Here is a 15,269-nt window from a genome sequence, read left to right as displayed (position 1 = left end):
GGTGCTCATAGCGGGGCGGACGGGGCTTCGACAACTCCCGTCGTCATGTTCCGTTCAGTTCGCCTCCGGAACAAGGCCGATCGACCCCGCGTTTCAGGGGTGAAAACGCGACTAAGGACTATGCGTATGACCAAATCCGCCAAATTCCTGACCATGGCCGCGCTGTCGGCGCTGGTCGTCACGTCCGGCTGCACGACCGACCCGGAAACGGGCGAGCGTCGCCTGTCCAAGACCGCGATCGGCGGTCTCGGTGGGGCGGTGGGCGGCTATCTGCTCGGCGATCTCGTCGGCGGGCGTCACGACCGGACCGAGAAGATCCTGGGCGCTGGCATCGGCGGCCTCGCCGGGGCCGGGATCGGCGCGTACATGGACAAGCAGGAGCGCGACCTGCGCGCGCGCACCGCGGGCACCGACGTGCAGGTGGTCCGCCAGGGCGACGACCTGTTGCTCAACCTGCCCTCGGGCATCACCTTCGCCTATAACTCGTCGCAGGTGCAGCCGCAGTTCCGCCAGACGCTGGACCAGGTGGCCGATATCCTGTCGCAATATAAGCAGACCTATATCGACGTGTACGGCCATACCGATTCGACCGGCAGCGACGCCTATAACCAGACGCTGTCGGAGCGGCGTGCGGTGGCGGTGGCGGACTATCTCGCCTCGCGCGGGGTGCAGCCCGCCCGCATCGGCACGCGCGGCTTCGGCAAGACCCAGCCGATCGCGTCGAACGACACCGAGGAAGGCCGCGCCGCCAATCGTCGCGTCGAGATCAAGATCGTGCCGATCCGCGAGGGCGACCTGCGCTGACCGGAGGGATGCGGCGCCTGCTTGCGCGGAGCGTCGCATCCCCAGCTATCGATGATGGGTCCGTCCGACATGCCGGGCGGACCCTTTTCACGTCGGTGGCGGCATCGCCCGATAAGGCCCAGGCCTGCGCGGGTGCTCCTATCGTCGCGCCGCGAAGAATTCGCGCAGCAGCGCCGCCGCCTCGCCCTCGCCCATGCCGGTATAGACATCGGGGCGGTGATGGCAGGTCGGCTGGGCGAAGAAGCGGGGCCCATGCTCGACCGCGCCGCCCTTCGGGTCGCTGGCGGCGTAATAGAGACGGGCGATCCGGGCATGGGCGATCGCGCCCGCGCACATCGCGCAGGGCTCCAGCGTGACCCACAGGTCGCAATCCTCCAGCCGGTCACGCCCCAGCACCGTCGCGGCCGCGCGAATCGCCTGGATCTCGGCATGTGCGGTGGGGTCGCACAGGCGGCGCGGGGCGTTGGCGCCGGTGGCGATCACCCTGCCGTCCCGCACCACGACGGCGCCCACCGGAACCTCGCCCGCCAGCCCGGCCTGGGCGGCGGCGTCGAGCGCGGCGCGCATCGGGGCGGGGAGCGGAAACATCGCCCTTCCCTGCCCCGCGCCGATGGCCGGGGCAAGGGCTCGCTCGCGCGCCACCTGTTACTGGGCGCTTACTGGGCCCTTACTGGGCCCCTTACTGGGCCCCTTATTGGGCGTTATCGGCTGGCTTTTCCACCGAGACGGTGGGCACGTCGACGGTCTTCTGGGTGGTGCCGACCGACACCTTGGGCCCTTCGGCGCGGAAGGCCGGGGCCTGGACGACGGCGGGGCGGGTCTGGTCGATGCTGATCCAGCCCATCGCCATGGCACCCGCGGCCAGCAGAACGACGATGCCGATTAGGACAAGAAAGGCGCGCATGACTCTGGCTCCAACAGGTTCGTTGCCGTAACAACGCACCTGCCGACGGCACGGTTGCACGCGCAAAAAACCGGGAATCGGTTGACGTGCCCCCCGGGACGGGGTATCGGCGCGGCCTTTCCGGGCACTGCCTGAAACCAGGATAACGATCATGTCGCGCATTTGCGAGCTGACCGGCAAGGGCCGGCAGGTGGGTAACAACGTTTCCCACGCCAACAACAAGACCAAGCGCACGTTCCTGCCGAACCTGCAGAACGTCACGCTGATTTCCGATTCGCTCGAGAAGAGCGTGCGTCTGCGCGTCTCGACCCACGGCCTGCGTTCGGTCGAGCATAATGGCGGCCTGGACAACTGGCTGGTCAAGACCTCGGACGACCAGCTTTCGCTGCGCGTGCGTCGCCTGAAGCGCGACGTCGTGAAGAAGCTGGCCGCCGCCAAGACCGAAGCCGCCGCCGCATAATTCGCGACTGTCGGTTGACGGGTTGAAGCCCGCCGCTCCCCGGAGCGGCGGGTTTTCGTCGTTGGGGTGGCGGGGCCTGGCTTCCGAATCACCGCCCGACAGACGGCAGATCCAGCCGGAATTTGAGCAGATAGCTGTGCTGCAGCACCAGCTGGTTGTCGTCGGACACCAGCCACAGGATCGTCGCCCCGGCTTCGTGCGTCACGGCCACCCCTTCGAAATTGTCGTGGATCAGCGGCGAATCGAGCTCGGCGAGCAGATGCCCCCTTGCCACCCTGCCCGGCGCCACCGCGGCGGCGGGGACGAGCATGATCCGGTTGGAGAAGCGGAACGGCAGGCGGAAGCGCCGCTCCACCACGATCAGCGACGCGTCGGGCAGCGCGGTGGCGTCCGCGACATCGTGATAGGGTGAAACCATATACGCGAATCGCCGGGGCCGATCGCGTAGCGGATCGCTGGCGAAGATCAGACCCTGGCGGCTCCAGCGGCGCGCCACCTCGCTGCCCCGCCAGCGCGGCTTCGCGATCCTGGCCTCTTCGGAGATGGTGACAAATCGGCCGTCTGGCATCCGTGCCAGCGACTCGGGCCCGCCATTGGACGGCCAGTTCGCCATGGCCGGCGGCGCGACATAGCCCTCCACGCGGGCGAAATCGGGGGCGTAGCGCCAGATCTGGTTGAAGTCCTCGAACCCCACCCACAGCGTCCCGGTCTTCGGATCGAGCGTCATCGATTCGCTGTCCCGATCGGACTTGAGCCAGCCCGTCCCCGGCCCCGCAGGGAGATTGTCGAAGCGCAGGCCATGCGGCTTCCAGTCGCGCCCCATCGTGAAGCGCGCGATATTGCCGCCGTCGCTGAGCAGCATGAAACGATCGCCCTCCACGGTCAGCGACGAGAAGCCGCCAAAGGCGGGCATACGGCTGGTGAGTTCGACGCCGCCGAGATAGGTCAGCGCGCCGAGCCGCCGTCGCGCGGGATCGGCCGGATCGAGCGCGATCCGCTTCGCGTCCATCTGCGGCGGCCCTTCATAGAGCGGCAGGCGATCGCGCCCCGCCCAACCCGGCACGAGCGCCAGGATCAGCAGGCAGGAGAGAAGAATACGCATCGCCGCCTCATACGCATTGCGACGCGCACCGACAGCCCGTTTCCCGCGACACGGCGACCATATCGCTCCCTTAACGAACGATAACGAGGGCATTCAGGAAGCGCTCAACGCCGGGTCGCCAATACCGGATCAGCGACGACGGGCGGGACCGTCGATCGGAAAGAGTTTCGGGAGTGAGACGATGATGAAGACCCTGACCCTGGCCGCGACCACGCTGGCGATGCTTGGCGGCGCCGTGCTGCCCGCCACCGCGGCCGACGCGCACCGGTATCGTCGGGCGCATCATGCCGACCGCTATGATCGCGGCTATCGCGACGGCGCGGCGGCGGAATATCGCGACAGCAAGTGCCGCCGCTCGGGCACGACCGGCACCATCGTCGGTGCGGTCGCGGGCGGCCTGCTGGGCCGGACGATCGACATGCGCGGCGACCGGACGCTGGGCACGCTGATCGGCGGCGGCGCGGGCGCGCTGGCGGGCCGCGCGATCGAGCGGTCGGGGCGCCCCGGCTATTGCCGCTAAACGGTTAGGGCGGGCGGCCCCCATCGGCCTACCCGCCCTGAAAGTCCTCGCGTAGCGTATCGAGGACGAAACGCCGATCTCCCCACCGGAGGTCGGCGTTTCTTTTTTGGGTCGGCACCGACCCGCTCGACATTCAAATGGCTCTTCCTCTTCCCTCGCCTCTCTCTGAGGGGAGAGGGAAGAGATGAAAAGACACGAAATGAAAGTCGATACGCCTCAGTACATATGCTGACCGCCGTTGATCGACAGGGTCGAGCCGGTGACGAAGCCCGCTTCGTCCGAACAGAGGAAGGCGACGCCGCGTGCGATCTCGTGCGCCTGGCCCAGGCGACCGACCGGGATCTTGGCGACGATCTTCTCCAGCACATCGGCGGGAACGGCGGCGACCATGTCGGTATCGATATAGCCAGGTGCGATCGCGTTGACGGTCACGCCGACGCGCGCGCCCTCCTGCGCCAGCGCCTTGGTGAAACCGTGGATGCCCGACTTCGCGGCGGCGTAGTTGACCTGGCCATATTGGCCCGCCTGGCCGTTGATCGAGCCGATATTGACGATACGCCCCCATTTGCGTTCGCGCATCCCGGGGAACACCGCCTTGGCCATGTTGAAGCAACCGCCCAGGTTGGTGTCCATGACCTCCTTCCACATCTGATAGGTCATCTTGAGCAGCGTGCCGTCACGGGTGATGCCCGCATTGTTGACGACGATGTCGACCGGGCCGAGTTCCTCGGCGACCTGCGCGACGCCCGCCTGGACCGCGTCATAATCGGCGACGTCCCACTTATAGGCCTTGATCCCGGTGCGTTCCGAAAATTCGCGGGCGCGTTCGTCGTTGCCCGCGTAATTGGCGGCAACGGTGACGCCCGCCTCCTTCAAGGCCAGGCTGATCGCCTCGCCGATACCGCGCGTACCACCCGTCACAATCGCGACCCGTGCCATTCAACCTCTCCCATTTTGAGATTGTGGCTTAAAAGGGGCACACGCCATCCGCAATGCCAAAGGCCCGGGCGAAATGGAATATTACGTTACGGCAACCAGCCTTGCAGTTCGCGATCGATCAATCCGCGCAGCATGGCGACACCGACCTCGCTATCGTTAAGACACGGAAGATAGGCGAAATGCGTTCCACCCGCGCTCTCGAAACTCTCGCGTCCCCGGATCGCCAGCTCCTCCAGCGTCTCGATACAGTCCGCCGAGAATCCCGGAGCGAGAATCGCCACCTTGCGAATTCCGCGTCCCGGCAGCGCCTCCAGCGTCGTGTCGGTCGCGGGTTCGAGCCATTTGGCGCGCCCGAATCGCGACTGGAACGCGACCAGCAATTCGCGCGCGCCGAGCATGTCCTTCAAAGCCTCGGCCAGAAGGCGCGCGGTCTTCCGGCAATGGCAGTGATAGGGGTCGCCCAGCTCGAGCGTCCGCTGCGGCATGCCGTGGAAGCTGGCGACGATCGCCTCGGGCTCGAAGTCGAGCGTGGCGAGCTGTGCCTCCACCTGCGTCTTCAGCGCATCGATATAGAGCGGGTCGTCATGATACGGCGGCAGGGTACGGATCGCGGGTTGCCAACGCATCGTCGCCAGATGCGCGAAGGCGCGATCGTTGGCGGTGGCGGTCGTCGCCGCGCAATATTGCGGATAGAGCGGCGCGAGCAGGATGCGCTCGCATCCCGCATCCTTCATCGCCTGCACCCGATCGGCGATGGCGGGGCGGCCATAGCGCATCGCCCAGTCGACCATGACCTCCGCCCCGAACATATCCTTGAGCGCCACCGCCTGCGCCCGCGTGATCGCCGCCAGTGGCGAACCGCCATCGGACCAGACCAGCGAATAGGCATGGGCCGACTTTTTGGGCCGGGTGTTCAGGATGATTCCGCGCAGGATCGGCTGCCAGAGGAGCGCCGGGATCTCGATGACGCGCCGATCGGACAGGAATTCGCGCAGATACCGCTTCACCGCGCGCGGCTCGGGCGCATCGGGCGTCCCCAGGTTCATCAACAGCACGCCGATCTTCGGGCGCGGCACGGGGGGATGATCGGGGGGCAGCATCAGGCGGACAACTCCATCGGCAGGCTTCGTATCCGTGGGAAGCCGGGCAGGGTGGCGAGCGCATTGGCGATGGCGGGCGCGACCGGCGGCACCGCCAGTTCCCCGACTCCACCCGGCGCCTCGTCGGAGGCGATCAGCTCGACCGTGATGTCGGGCGTGTCGGCGAGGCGCGGCAGCGCCAGCGCGCCCAGCCGCACCGGCCCGGCCAGCCCGCGCGCGAAGCCGATATCCGCGCCGAACAGATTGGCGAGCCCGAACAGCAGGCCGCCCTCGATCTGCTGGCGAACCAGATCGGGGTTGATGATACGCCCGCAATCGACGGCGGCGACCAGCCGGTCGACCACCGGGGGCCCGCCCTCGCCCCGATGCACCTCGGCCAGAATTGCGACATGGCTGCCGCGAAAGCCGTGCGCCGCGACGCCCTGCCCACTTCCCGCGCCGCCGCCTTCCCATCCACCCAGCGACGCGGCGGTGGACAGGCAGCGTGCCAGACGCGGATCATCGCCCAGCATCCGGATGCGCCACGCCAGCGGATCGGCACCCGCGCGCGCGGCGAGTTCGTCGACGAACGACTCGCTGGCGAAGACATTGGCGACATGGGCGCCGCCCCGGACATGGCCGGTCGGGATAGGCAGCTCGGCGCGGTGATGATGCACCGCCAGCGCGGGGATCGCATAGGGCGGCACCGCCCCGCCCATCGCATAGGCATCCCCCCGCCCCAGCCCGCGCATCCCCCAGCGCGCTGGCGTGCCGGGCATCACCCGTCGCGCCAGGTCGGGGCCGGTCGCGGGGGTCGCGATCCGGCTTCGCCAGCCGGTGATGCGATCCCGGTCGAGCCGCGCGGTCAGCTTCGCGATCACGGGCGCGCGAAAGGCGTCGCGGCGCAGATCGTCGGCGCGCGACCATTGCAGGTTGACCGGACGTTTCAGCTTCGCCGCGATCGTCGCCGCCTGCACCGCCGCCTCGGACTCCAGCGCGACGCCGAAGGAGCCGCCGATCGGCATGGGGTGGACGGTCACCCGGTCGGGCGACAATCCTGCCGCCTCGGCCGCCAGCGCGCGGACCCGAGCGGGAACCTGGGTCGGCACCCAGAGTTCCAGCCCGCCGTCATTCCACGCCGCCACCGCCGCACGCGGTTCGATCGCGGCATGGACGCCGACCCCGACGCGGTATTGTGCCTCGACCAGCCCGCCTCCCTCCAGCGCGCTCGCGATATCGCCGTGCGAAGAGGCAAGCCGCCCGTCGTCGCGCAGCGCCTGTTCGAGCCGATGCGCGATCCCGGCACTGCTCACGCCCGGTGCCGGAGTGATCGCCTGCGGAGCGGCGGCATCGAGCCCCTTTTGCGCGATCCACCAGCTTGCGGCGGCGACCGCGATCCAGTCCGCGCCCTCGATCACATCGACCACGCCGGTTATCGTCATCGCGGCATCGCGGTTCGACCGGATCGCCCGCACCGTGCCCAACGGCGCATGGCGGATCGCGACATGCACCATCTCGGGCAGGCGGATATCGGCGGTGAAATTGGCCGAACCGTCGATCTTGGCCGGCGAATCGAGACGGGGCAATTCCCGCCCGGCCAACTGACCAGCACCACCGCTGCCGAGCGGCAGGGGATCGGGCACGGTCTCGCTCGCCGCCGCCTCGGCCAGTTCGGCGAAGCGTAGCCGCCTCTGCCCCTGGGTGATGAAGCCCTGCTTCGCCTCGCACAGCGTCCAGTCGACGCCCCAGCGGCGCGCGGCGGCCTGCGCCATCAGCACGCGGGCGGTGACCGCCGCGGCGCGCGCGGGCTCCTCGAACATGCGGATCGAACTGGACCCGCCGGTCAGCATGACCATGTCGCGGCGCAGCCATTCGTCGCGAAACCCCTCGGGCACGCGGTCGAACGCCCCCTCGAACAGCGAATCGACGCCCACCGGGTTGGCGTAGAGCGGGCTGATCGGGGCGGGCTCGACCGCCACCGTCCGCCAGTCTGCGCCGAGTTCGTCCGCGACGATCTGCGCCAGCGCGGTGACGATGCCCTGGCCATGTTCGGCCTGCGGCACCGCGACGGTCACGATCCCGTCGAGGCCGATCTTCAACCAGGCACCGAACGCCTGTTCGCCGGGATTGACGGTCAGGTTCGGCGCATAGGCGCGCGGCCACAGGCTCCACGCGACCAGCAATCCGGCCCCCGCCCCCCCGCCGATCAGTATGTTGCGCCTGCTGACTTCCATCACGGGGGAGCCTTAGCGTCGAAGGCCGGTCAGGCAAGCCGGGGGTTTCGGTGTGTGAGAGTGACGGGGTCGATCGGTTGCCGGTTTGGGGTTTGGGCGAACGGCTGGGGGGTCGCCTTCGCTAGGGCCGAACGGAAAGTGGCGGCGCCCCCCCCCGGAACCCTGCTATTGGTGTTGACGCGCGTCCCCTCTATGGAAGCCGACCAGAGATAGGGGAAACGCGCTTGATCCTGCCCATGCTTGCGGCCGCCGCCGGCCATATCCGGTTCGAGGATCTGGGATTGCACCCGGATGTCTTCTCGATCGGCTTCTTCACGCTGCGCTGGTACAGCCTGGCCTACATCACCGGCATCCTGTTCGGCTGGTGGTATCTGGGCAAGATGCTTGATCGTCCGGGCGCCCCGATGTCGCGCGCGCATGCCGACGATCTGGTCTTCTATGCGACGCTGGGCATCATCCTGGGCGGTCGGATCGGCTATGTGATCTTCTACGCGCCCGAGATGTTCCTCCACCCGCTTCGCATCCTGCGGCTGTGGGACGGCGGCATGAGCTTCCATGGCGGGGCGGTGGGCACCGGCCTCGGCGTCATCCTCTTCGCGCGCAAGCACAAGCTTAGCTGGCTGCGAATCCTCGACTATCTGGTCTGCACCGCGCCGGTGGGGCTGTTCCTCGGCCGCCTCGCCAATTTCGTCAACGGCGAGCTGTGGGGCAAGCCGTCGGACGTGCCCTGGGCGATCGTCTTTCCGCGCACCGTGCCGTTCGGCCTGCCCGATCCCGCGCGCCATCCCAGCCAGCTTTACGAGGCCGGGCTGGAGGGGCTGATCCTGTTCGCGGTGATGAGCTTCGCCTTCTGGCGGACCAAATCGCGTTACGAACCCGGCAGGCTGTCGGGGCTGTTCCTGCTCGGCTATGGCATCGCGCGCTTCATCGTCGAATTCTTCCGCGAGCCCGATCAGCAGCTTCGCGCCTTCGCACAGTTCACCGGACTGCACATGGGCCAGTGGCTGTGCGTCCCGATGATCCTGGGCGGGCTGTACCTGATGACCTCTGCCAAGGCGCGGCGCGTCCGCGTCGAACCGATCGCGGGAAGCGACAGCGTCGCCTGATCCCCTTGCGGCGGCGGGATCGGGGCGGCAGAGCGAGGGCATGACCAACCCGCTGATCCCCCCCGCCGATCATCGACCCGCGCCCGGGGACGCGCTGCCCGAGCGGCTCGCCCGCGCGATCGCGCTGGCCGGGCCGATACCGGTGGCGCAGTTCATGGCCGCCGCCAATGCGCATTATTACGGCACCCGCGATCCGCTGGGTGCCGACGGCGACTTCACCACCAGTCCCGAGATCAGCCAGATGTTCGGCGAACTGGTCGGCCTGTGGTGCGCGGACCTGTGGGACCGTGCGGGGCGACCCGAGGTTCACTGGGTCGAGCTGGGTCCGGGCCGGGGCACGCTGGCCGCCGATGCCAGGCGCGCGATGGCGAAGGCGGGCTTTTCGCCGCCGGTCCATTTCGTCGAGACGAGCGCCAGCTTGCGCACCGCGCAAGGACAGCGGATCGCCGATGCGACATGGCATGACACGGTCGAGACGCTGCCGACCGACCGACCGCTGATCGTCATCGCCAACGAGTTCTTCGACGCGCTGCCGATCCGGCAACTGGTCCGGCGCGGAGACGGCTGGCACGAGCGGCTGGTCGCGGCGCAAGACCTGCTGTTCCTGCCGATCGCCGGGCCACCGGTGCCGGGCGACCTCATCCCGGAGACGCTTCGCGACGCCGAGGCCGGTTCGGTGATCGAGGTATCCCCCGCCAGCGTGTCGGTGATCCGCGCGCTCTCCACGCGGATCGCCGCGCAAGGAGGAGCCACGCTGATCGTCGACTATGGCTATGAGGGGCCCGCGATCGCCGACACGCTTCAGGCGGTGCGCGGCCATGGCTATGCCAACCCGTTCGAACGGCCGGGCGACCAGGATCTGAGCGCGCATGTCGACTTCACGACGCTCGCCGCCTGCGCACAGGCGGCGGGGCTCGCCGCCTTCGGTCCCGTCACCCAGCGCGATCTGCTCGGCGCGCTGGGGATCGACCAGCGGACCGCCGCCCTCGCCCGCGCGCATCCCGGGCGCGCCGACGCGCTGCTCGCCGATCGCAACCGGCTGATGCAGGACATGGGGACGCTCTTCCGCGCGCTCGCGGTCACGCGGCCCGACTGGCCGGTTCCGGCGGGGTATGGCGAATGATCGACTATCGCGATGCCGGGCCGGGCGACGGCGAAGCGTTGGGACGGATGGCGGCGGCGGCGTTCACCGAGACGTTCGGTCCTCTCTATCCCCCCGCCGATCTCGCCGCCTTCCTCGACGAGGCCTTCGGTCCCGGGGGGCTGCCGCGCCAGGTCGACGATCCCGACTTCACCATCCGCCTGGCGGTGGCGGACGGCGCGATCATCGGCTTTGCCAAGCTCGGCCCGGTGGGCTTTCCCGGCACCTGGCCCGAGGACGCGGTCGAACTCTACCAGCTCTATGTCGCGTCTAGCCATCTGGGCGCGGGCGTCGGTCCGGTCCTCATGGACTGGGCGATCGCGACGGCCAGGGCAGGCGGGGCGAGCCAGCTCATCCTGTCGGTCTATGTCGACAACCACCGGGCCAAGGCCTTCTACGCGCGCTACGGCTTCGTCGACATCGGCCGGTTCGACTTCCCCGTCGGCGCGACCATCGATGAGGATCGGATCATGAGGCTGTCGCTATGACCCCTTCGCCACGGATAGAGCTGCTCCGGACCCCGCTGCTGGACACGGTTGCGCACGGTTTCCTCGGGCGACGCGGGGGTGTCTCGAACGGGATCCATGGCGGGCTGAACGTCGGCCTGGGATCGGAGGACGATGCCGACGCGGTCGCGGAGAATCGGCGGCGCGCCCGCGATACGGTGCTGCCGTCGGCGCGGCTCATCACCTGCTACCAGATTCATTCGGCGGAGGCGGTGACGGTGCTGACCGCGCCGGAAGACGATATCCGCCCGCATGGCGACGCCCTGGTCACCGACCGGCCGGGCCTGTTGCTCGGCATCCTGACCGCCGATTGCGCGCCGGTGCTGTTCGCCGACGCGCAGGCCGGGGTGGTCGGTGCCGCCCATGCCGGGTGGAAGGGCGCGTTCGGCGGGATCACCGATGCGACGCTGGTCGCGATGGAGGCGCTGGGGGCACGACGCGAACGGATCGTCGCGGCGATCGGACCATGCATCGCGCGCGCCAGCTACGAGGTCGATGCCGCGTTCCTTCGCCGCTTCGCCGAGCATACGCCCGAAAACGAGCGCTTCTTCGCCGATGGCCGCCCCGACCGATATCAGTTCGATCTGGAGGCCTATGTCGCGCATCGACTGGCGGCGGCGGGGGTGAGCCGCGTCGTCGCGCTCGGCGAGGACACCTATACGCAGGAGGATCGCTTTTTCAGCTTCCGGCGCGCCACCCATCGCGGCGAACCCTCTTATGGCCGCCAGATCTCGCTGATCGGGCTGGCATAGGCATCGCCAACGCCGTTCACCGCGTTATCCTCGGGACATGGCCGCCGACAGAGCGGCGCAACGTCCCAAGGAGACCGACATGCCGACCGAATCAGATCTGACCGGCGTTCCGCCGCAGTCGCCAGCGACGGGCGAGCGCAAGAGCGATGCGACGAGCATCGGCGAGCGCAAGCTGAAGCCCTCGACCCTGATGATGGGTTATGGCTTCGACCCCGTCCTGTCGGAAGGCTCGCTCAAGCCACCGATCTTCCTGACATCGACCTTCGTCTTCCCCAACGCCGCGGCGGGCAAGCGGCATTTCGAGGGGGTGACCGGCAAGCGCCCCGGCGGCGCCGATGGCCTGGTCTATTCTCGCTTCAACGGCCCGAATCAGGAGATACTCGAAGACCGGCTCGCCATCTGGGACGAGGCGGAGGATGCGCTGACCTTCTCCAGCGGCATGGCGGCGATCGCCACCCTGTTCCTCTCGATGGTCCAGCCCGGTGACGTGATCGTCCATTCGGGTCCGCTCTACGCCGCGACCGAGACGTTGATCGGCCGCATCCTGGGCCGGTTCGGGGTGCAGTGGCTCGACTTCCCCGCAGGCGCCACGCGCGAGGAGATCGATAACGTGCTGGCCAAGGCCGCCGCGCTCGGTCGGGTCGCAATGATCTATCTGGAAAGCCCCGCCAACCCGACCAACGCGCTGGTCGATATCGAGGCGGTGGCCGCCGCCCGCGACGCCGCCTTCGCCGATACGGAGGAAAAGCCCCCCATCGCGATCGACAACACCTTCCTGGGGCCGCTGTGGCAACGGCCGCTGCGGCACGGCGCGGACCTCGTCGTCTATTCGCTGACCAAATATGCGGGCGGCCATTCGGATCTGGTCGCGGGGGGCGTGCTGGGGTCCAAGGCGCACATCGCCACCATCCGATCGATGCGCAACACGATCGGCACGATCTGCGACCCCAACACCGCCTGGATGCTGCTGCGCTCGCTCGAGACGCTCGAACTGCGCATGAGCCGCGCGGGCGAGAATGCCGCGAAGGTCTGCGCCTTCCTTCGCGACCATCCCAAGGTGGAGCGGGTCGGCTATCTCGGCTTCCTGGCGGACACGCCGGGATTGGAGCGACAGGCGGACATCTATCGCCGCCACTGCACCGGCGGCGGGTCGACCTTCTCGCTTTATCTGAAGGGGGGCGAGGCGGAGTCGTTCCGCTTCCTGGATGCCTTGCGCATCGCCAAGCTGGCGGTCAGCCTGGGCGGGACCGAGACGCTGGCCAGCCATCCCGCGGCGATGACGCATCTGTCGGTCCCGGACGCGCGCAAGGGGGCGTTGGGGATCACCGACAATCTGGTCCGCATCTCGATCGGGGTCGAGGATGCCGACGACCTGATCGCGGATTGTGAACAGGCGCTGGCGGCGATTTGAGAACGCCCGTTCGTCCCGCTCAGGCGGCGGCGAGCGCGGTATAGAGCCGCGCCGTCAGCCGCCCGAGCGTGGCGCGGAACAGCCCCGGATCGTTCAGGGCGCGTGACAACAGGATCGCGCCCTGGATACCGCTGACCACGTCCTGCGCCAGGATCGTCGCATGTCCCTCCTCGATGCCTCCGCGGATCAGCACCGTCTGGATCGCGGCGATCCAGCGTCGGAAATAGGCGGCGATCGACTCGGCGAAGGGGTCGCGTGTCGCCCCCAATCCCCAGGCCCCGATCAGGCAGGCGCGCTGCCCCGACTGGAAATAGCGATCGACCGCGACCATCATCGCCTCGATTCCCGCGCGCGGCTCCGCCGCCTCAGCCAGCGGGGCGAAGACCGCCTGCTCGAACCATGTCGCGATATCGTCGAGCACGGCGGCCGCCATCTCGTTCTTTCCGCCCGGGAAGAAGTGATACAGGCTGCCGCGACCCAGCCCCGTCGCGGTGCCGATCAGCGACAGGCTGGCCCCGGCGAAACCATATTCGCGGAACACCTCCGCCAGGCCGGGCAGCGCATCGGCACGCTCCGCGATCAGCCGCGCCACCGTTACAACCCCAGATCGCTCAGCGAGGGATGATCGGCCGGTCGCGTTCCCAGCGGCCAGTGGAACAACCGCTCCTCAGGCGTGATCGGCAGGTCGTTGATCGAGGCGATCCGGCGGCGCATCCGCCCATCCTCGGCAAAGTCCCAATTCTCGTTGCCATAGGCCCGGAACCACTGGCCCGTATCGTCCCGCCATTCATAGGCGAAGCGAACCGCGATACGCGCGCCGTCATGCGCCCATAATTCCTTGATCAGCCGATACTCCTGCTCCCGCGCCCACTTCTCCCGCAGGAAGGCGACGATCGCCTCATGACCGGTGACGAAGGTCGCGCGGTTTCGCCAGTGGCAGTCGGGGGTATAGGCCTGCGCCACCCGCTCGGGATCGCGACTGTTCCAGCCATCCTCGGCGGCGCGCACCTTCTGGACGGCGGTTTCGTAAGTGAATGGGGGAAGTGGCGGGCGCATCACCCTGTCCTTTACCGATCGTTTATCTCTGTACCGCTCAATACAGAGAATTGGAAGCGGTGGCAAGGGTGAGCGTTCGCCCCGCGCATCTCCTGACCGCTGGACAGGGGGAAGGGATCAGCAGGGCGTGCCGACCTGTTGGATGGTTGGGACAGGGGCGGGGTGAGCAGCCGAAGTCCCTACCGACTGGACCATGTGCCGCCCCCGACCCCATCCACCCCGGCGCAGGCCGGGGTCCAGTTGCGAGCCGATTCGATAGCGCACGAACGCCCTTCCCCGCTCTTTCACGAGACTGGCCGAAGTAACGCTGGAATGAGATGCCATCCGGGCGGAGGGTGGAATCTCCGGACGGTCGAGGTGGCGAGGAACCGCCTATGCCTTGGCGACACGCTCGATGTGATAGATCGCCGCCGGTCCAGACAGCCGGGGCAAAACCAACGTATTGCGACCCGGCCCATGGGCCGTCCGGAATATAGCTCGGCATCGCAAGGTCGGGCGGGCCCCGAGCGACGGCCCCGGAAAACGAAAAGGCCCGGCGTCGCATCGCTGCAACGCCGGGCCCTGTCGCCCGAAAAGGGATGGCTTATTCAGACGAAGCGATCAGCCTTCGTTCTGCAGGTTGACGGCCGCGTACTTGCCGCGACGATCGACCTCGATCTCGAACTGCAGGCGGTCGCCCTCGTTCAGCGAGCCCATGCCGGCGCGCTCGACGGCCGAGATGTGGACGAACGCGTCGGGCTGTCCGTCGTCGCGCTGAATGAAGCCGAAGCCCTTCATCGCGTTGAAGAACTTGACCGTGCCGGTCGCCTTCTCACCGGTCAGCTGGCGCTGCGGAGCGGCACCGAAGCCACCGGCTGCACCACCGCGGGGACCACGATCGCGGTCGCCGCCGAAGCCGCCTTCACGCGGTTCGCGGGGAGCACGATCCTGGACCGGGAGCGGCTCGCCCTCGATCTTCAGTTCGATGGCCGAGATGCGGCCGCCACGATCGACCAGGGTGAAGCCGAGCGGCTGACCCTCGGCCAGACCGGTCAGACCCGCCTGCTCGACGGCCGAGATGTGGACGAACACGTCTTCGCCGCCGTCATCACGCACGACAAAGCCGAAACCCTTCTGCGCGTTGAAGAACTTTACGACACCGGTGCCCTCGCCAACGACCTGGGGGGGCATGCCGCCGCCGCCGCCACGACCGCCGCCGAAGCCGCCACCGCCGCCGCCGCCCGAAACCGCCGCGACCAGACCGCCGACACCCGCC

General features: G+C 68.3%; 16 protein-coding genes and 1 pseudogene. 8 read left to right on the top strand and 9 right to left on the bottom strand.

Going from position 1 to position 15,269, the window contains the following annotated elements:
- Positions 1-126: 126 nt before the first annotated feature.
- Positions 127-804, top strand: coding sequence for an OmpA family protein (locus LRP66_RS02625; protein ID WP_230480960.1), 678 nt, complete (start codon positions 127-129; stop codon positions 802-804).
- 138 nt (positions 805-942) lie between these two features.
- On the opposite strand, the gene LRP66_RS02620 is transcribed toward LRP66_RS02625, so the two are convergent.
- On the bottom strand, positions 943-1,371 hold the full coding sequence (locus LRP66_RS02620) for a nucleoside deaminase (protein ID WP_230481189.1): 429 nt from the start codon (positions 1,369-1,371) through the stop codon (positions 943-945).
- Between the two features lie 124 nt (positions 1,372-1,495).
- Positions 1,496-1,708, bottom strand: coding sequence for a hypothetical protein (locus LRP66_RS02615; protein ID WP_230480959.1), 213 nt, complete (start codon positions 1,706-1,708; stop codon positions 1,496-1,498).
- Between the two features lie 151 nt (positions 1,709-1,859).
- Between LRP66_RS02615 and rpmB the strand changes: the two genes are divergently transcribed.
- Positions 1,860-2,168 (top strand): 50S ribosomal protein L28, encoded by a 309-nt coding sequence (rpmB, locus tag LRP66_RS02610; protein ID WP_056432158.1) that lies wholly within the window; start codon positions 1,860-1,862, stop codon positions 2,166-2,168.
- Positions 2,169-2,256: 88 nt separating this feature from the next.
- On the opposite strand, the gene LRP66_RS02605 is transcribed toward rpmB, so the two are convergent.
- Entirely contained in the window at positions 2,257-3,270 is a 1,014-nt protein-coding gene (locus tag LRP66_RS02605; protein WP_230480958.1) for an esterase-like activity of phytase family protein, read from the bottom strand.
- Positions 3,271-3,451: 181 nt separating this feature from the next.
- On the opposite strand from LRP66_RS02605, the gene LRP66_RS02600 reads away from it, so the two are divergent.
- Positions 3,452-3,790: a glycine zipper 2TM domain-containing protein gene (locus tag LRP66_RS02600; protein WP_230480957.1), complete on the top strand. Its 339-nt coding sequence runs from the start codon at positions 3,452-3,454 to the stop codon at positions 3,788-3,790.
- A gap of 216 nt (positions 3,791-4,006) precedes the next feature.
- Here the strand turns inward: LRP66_RS02600 and phbB are convergent, their stop codons facing one another.
- From phbB to LRP66_RS02585, 3 genes are all read right to left on the bottom strand, one after another.
- Positions 4,007-4,729: an acetoacetyl-CoA reductase gene (phbB, locus tag LRP66_RS02595; protein ID WP_056432167.1), complete on the bottom strand. Its 723-nt coding sequence runs from the start codon at positions 4,727-4,729 to the stop codon at positions 4,007-4,009.
- 86 nt (positions 4,730-4,815) lie between these two features.
- Complete coding sequence (gene hemH, locus LRP66_RS02590; protein ID WP_230480956.1) at positions 4,816-5,829, bottom strand: ferrochelatase; 1,014 nt, start codon at positions 5,827-5,829, stop codon at positions 4,816-4,818.
- Positions 5,829-8,042: a xanthine dehydrogenase family protein molybdopterin-binding subunit gene (locus tag LRP66_RS02585; protein ID WP_230480955.1), complete on the bottom strand. Its 2,214-nt coding sequence runs from the start codon at positions 8,040-8,042 to the stop codon at positions 5,829-5,831. Before LRP66_RS02585 ends, hemH begins: the two co-directional genes overlap by 1 nt.
- A gap of 224 nt (positions 8,043-8,266) precedes the next feature.
- Between LRP66_RS02585 and lgt the strand changes: the two genes are divergently transcribed.
- The 5 genes from lgt (at position 8,267) to LRP66_RS02560 (ending at position 12,958) form a co-directional block, all read left to right on the top strand.
- Entirely contained in the window at positions 8,267-9,148 is an 882-nt protein-coding gene (gene lgt, locus LRP66_RS02580; protein WP_443026651.1) for a prolipoprotein diacylglyceryl transferase, read from the top strand.
- 40 nt (positions 9,149-9,188) lie between these two features.
- The gene (locus LRP66_RS02575) at positions 9,189-10,271 is read left to right on the top strand and encodes a class I SAM-dependent methyltransferase (RefSeq protein ID WP_230480954.1); all 1,083 of its coding nucleotides are present in this window, start codon (positions 9,189-9,191) and stop codon (positions 10,269-10,271) included.
- On the top strand, positions 10,268-10,777 hold the full coding sequence (locus LRP66_RS02570) for a GNAT family N-acetyltransferase (protein ID WP_230480953.1): 510 nt from the start codon (positions 10,268-10,270) through the stop codon (positions 10,775-10,777). Before LRP66_RS02575 ends, LRP66_RS02570 begins: the two co-directional genes overlap by 4 nt.
- Positions 10,774-11,547 carry a peptidoglycan editing factor PgeF gene (pgeF, locus tag LRP66_RS02565; RefSeq protein ID WP_230480952.1) on the top strand — a complete coding sequence of 258 codons (774 nt, stop codon included), beginning with the start codon at positions 10,774-10,776 and terminating at the stop codon, positions 11,545-11,547. The genes LRP66_RS02570 and pgeF overlap by 4 nt, the downstream gene beginning before the upstream one ends.
- Positions 11,548-11,626: 79 nt before the next feature.
- A complete protein-coding gene (locus LRP66_RS02560; protein ID WP_230480951.1) occupies positions 11,627-12,958 on the top strand; it encodes a cystathionine gamma-synthase family protein in 1,332 nt (443 codons plus the stop codon).
- Between the two features lie 19 nt (positions 12,959-12,977).
- On the opposite strand, the gene LRP66_RS02555 is transcribed toward LRP66_RS02560, so the two are convergent.
- The 3 genes and pseudogenes from LRP66_RS02555 to LRP66_RS18300 form a co-directional block, all read right to left on the bottom strand.
- Positions 12,978-13,550 (bottom strand): TetR/AcrR family transcriptional regulator, encoded by a 573-nt coding sequence (locus LRP66_RS02555; RefSeq protein ID WP_230480950.1) that lies wholly within the window; start codon positions 13,548-13,550, stop codon positions 12,978-12,980.
- A gap of 2 nt (positions 13,551-13,552) precedes the next feature.
- Complete coding sequence (locus tag LRP66_RS02550; protein WP_230480949.1) at positions 13,553-14,014, bottom strand: nuclear transport factor 2 family protein; 462 nt, start codon at positions 14,012-14,014, stop codon at positions 13,553-13,555.
- A 587-nt stretch (positions 14,015-14,601) separates the two neighbouring features.
- Positions 14,602-15,269 (bottom strand): annotated as a pseudogene (locus LRP66_RS18300) (cold-shock protein); the annotation flags it as partial.

The sequence above is a fragment of the Sphingomonas sp. Leaf21 genome (assembly GCF_916858675.1).
In the GTDB taxonomy this organism is placed as follows: domain Bacteria; phylum Pseudomonadota; class Alphaproteobacteria; order Sphingomonadales; family Sphingomonadaceae; genus Sphingomonas.
Note: the sequence above shows the minus strand (reverse complement) of the source record. Positions and strands in the feature narration are given on the sequence as shown.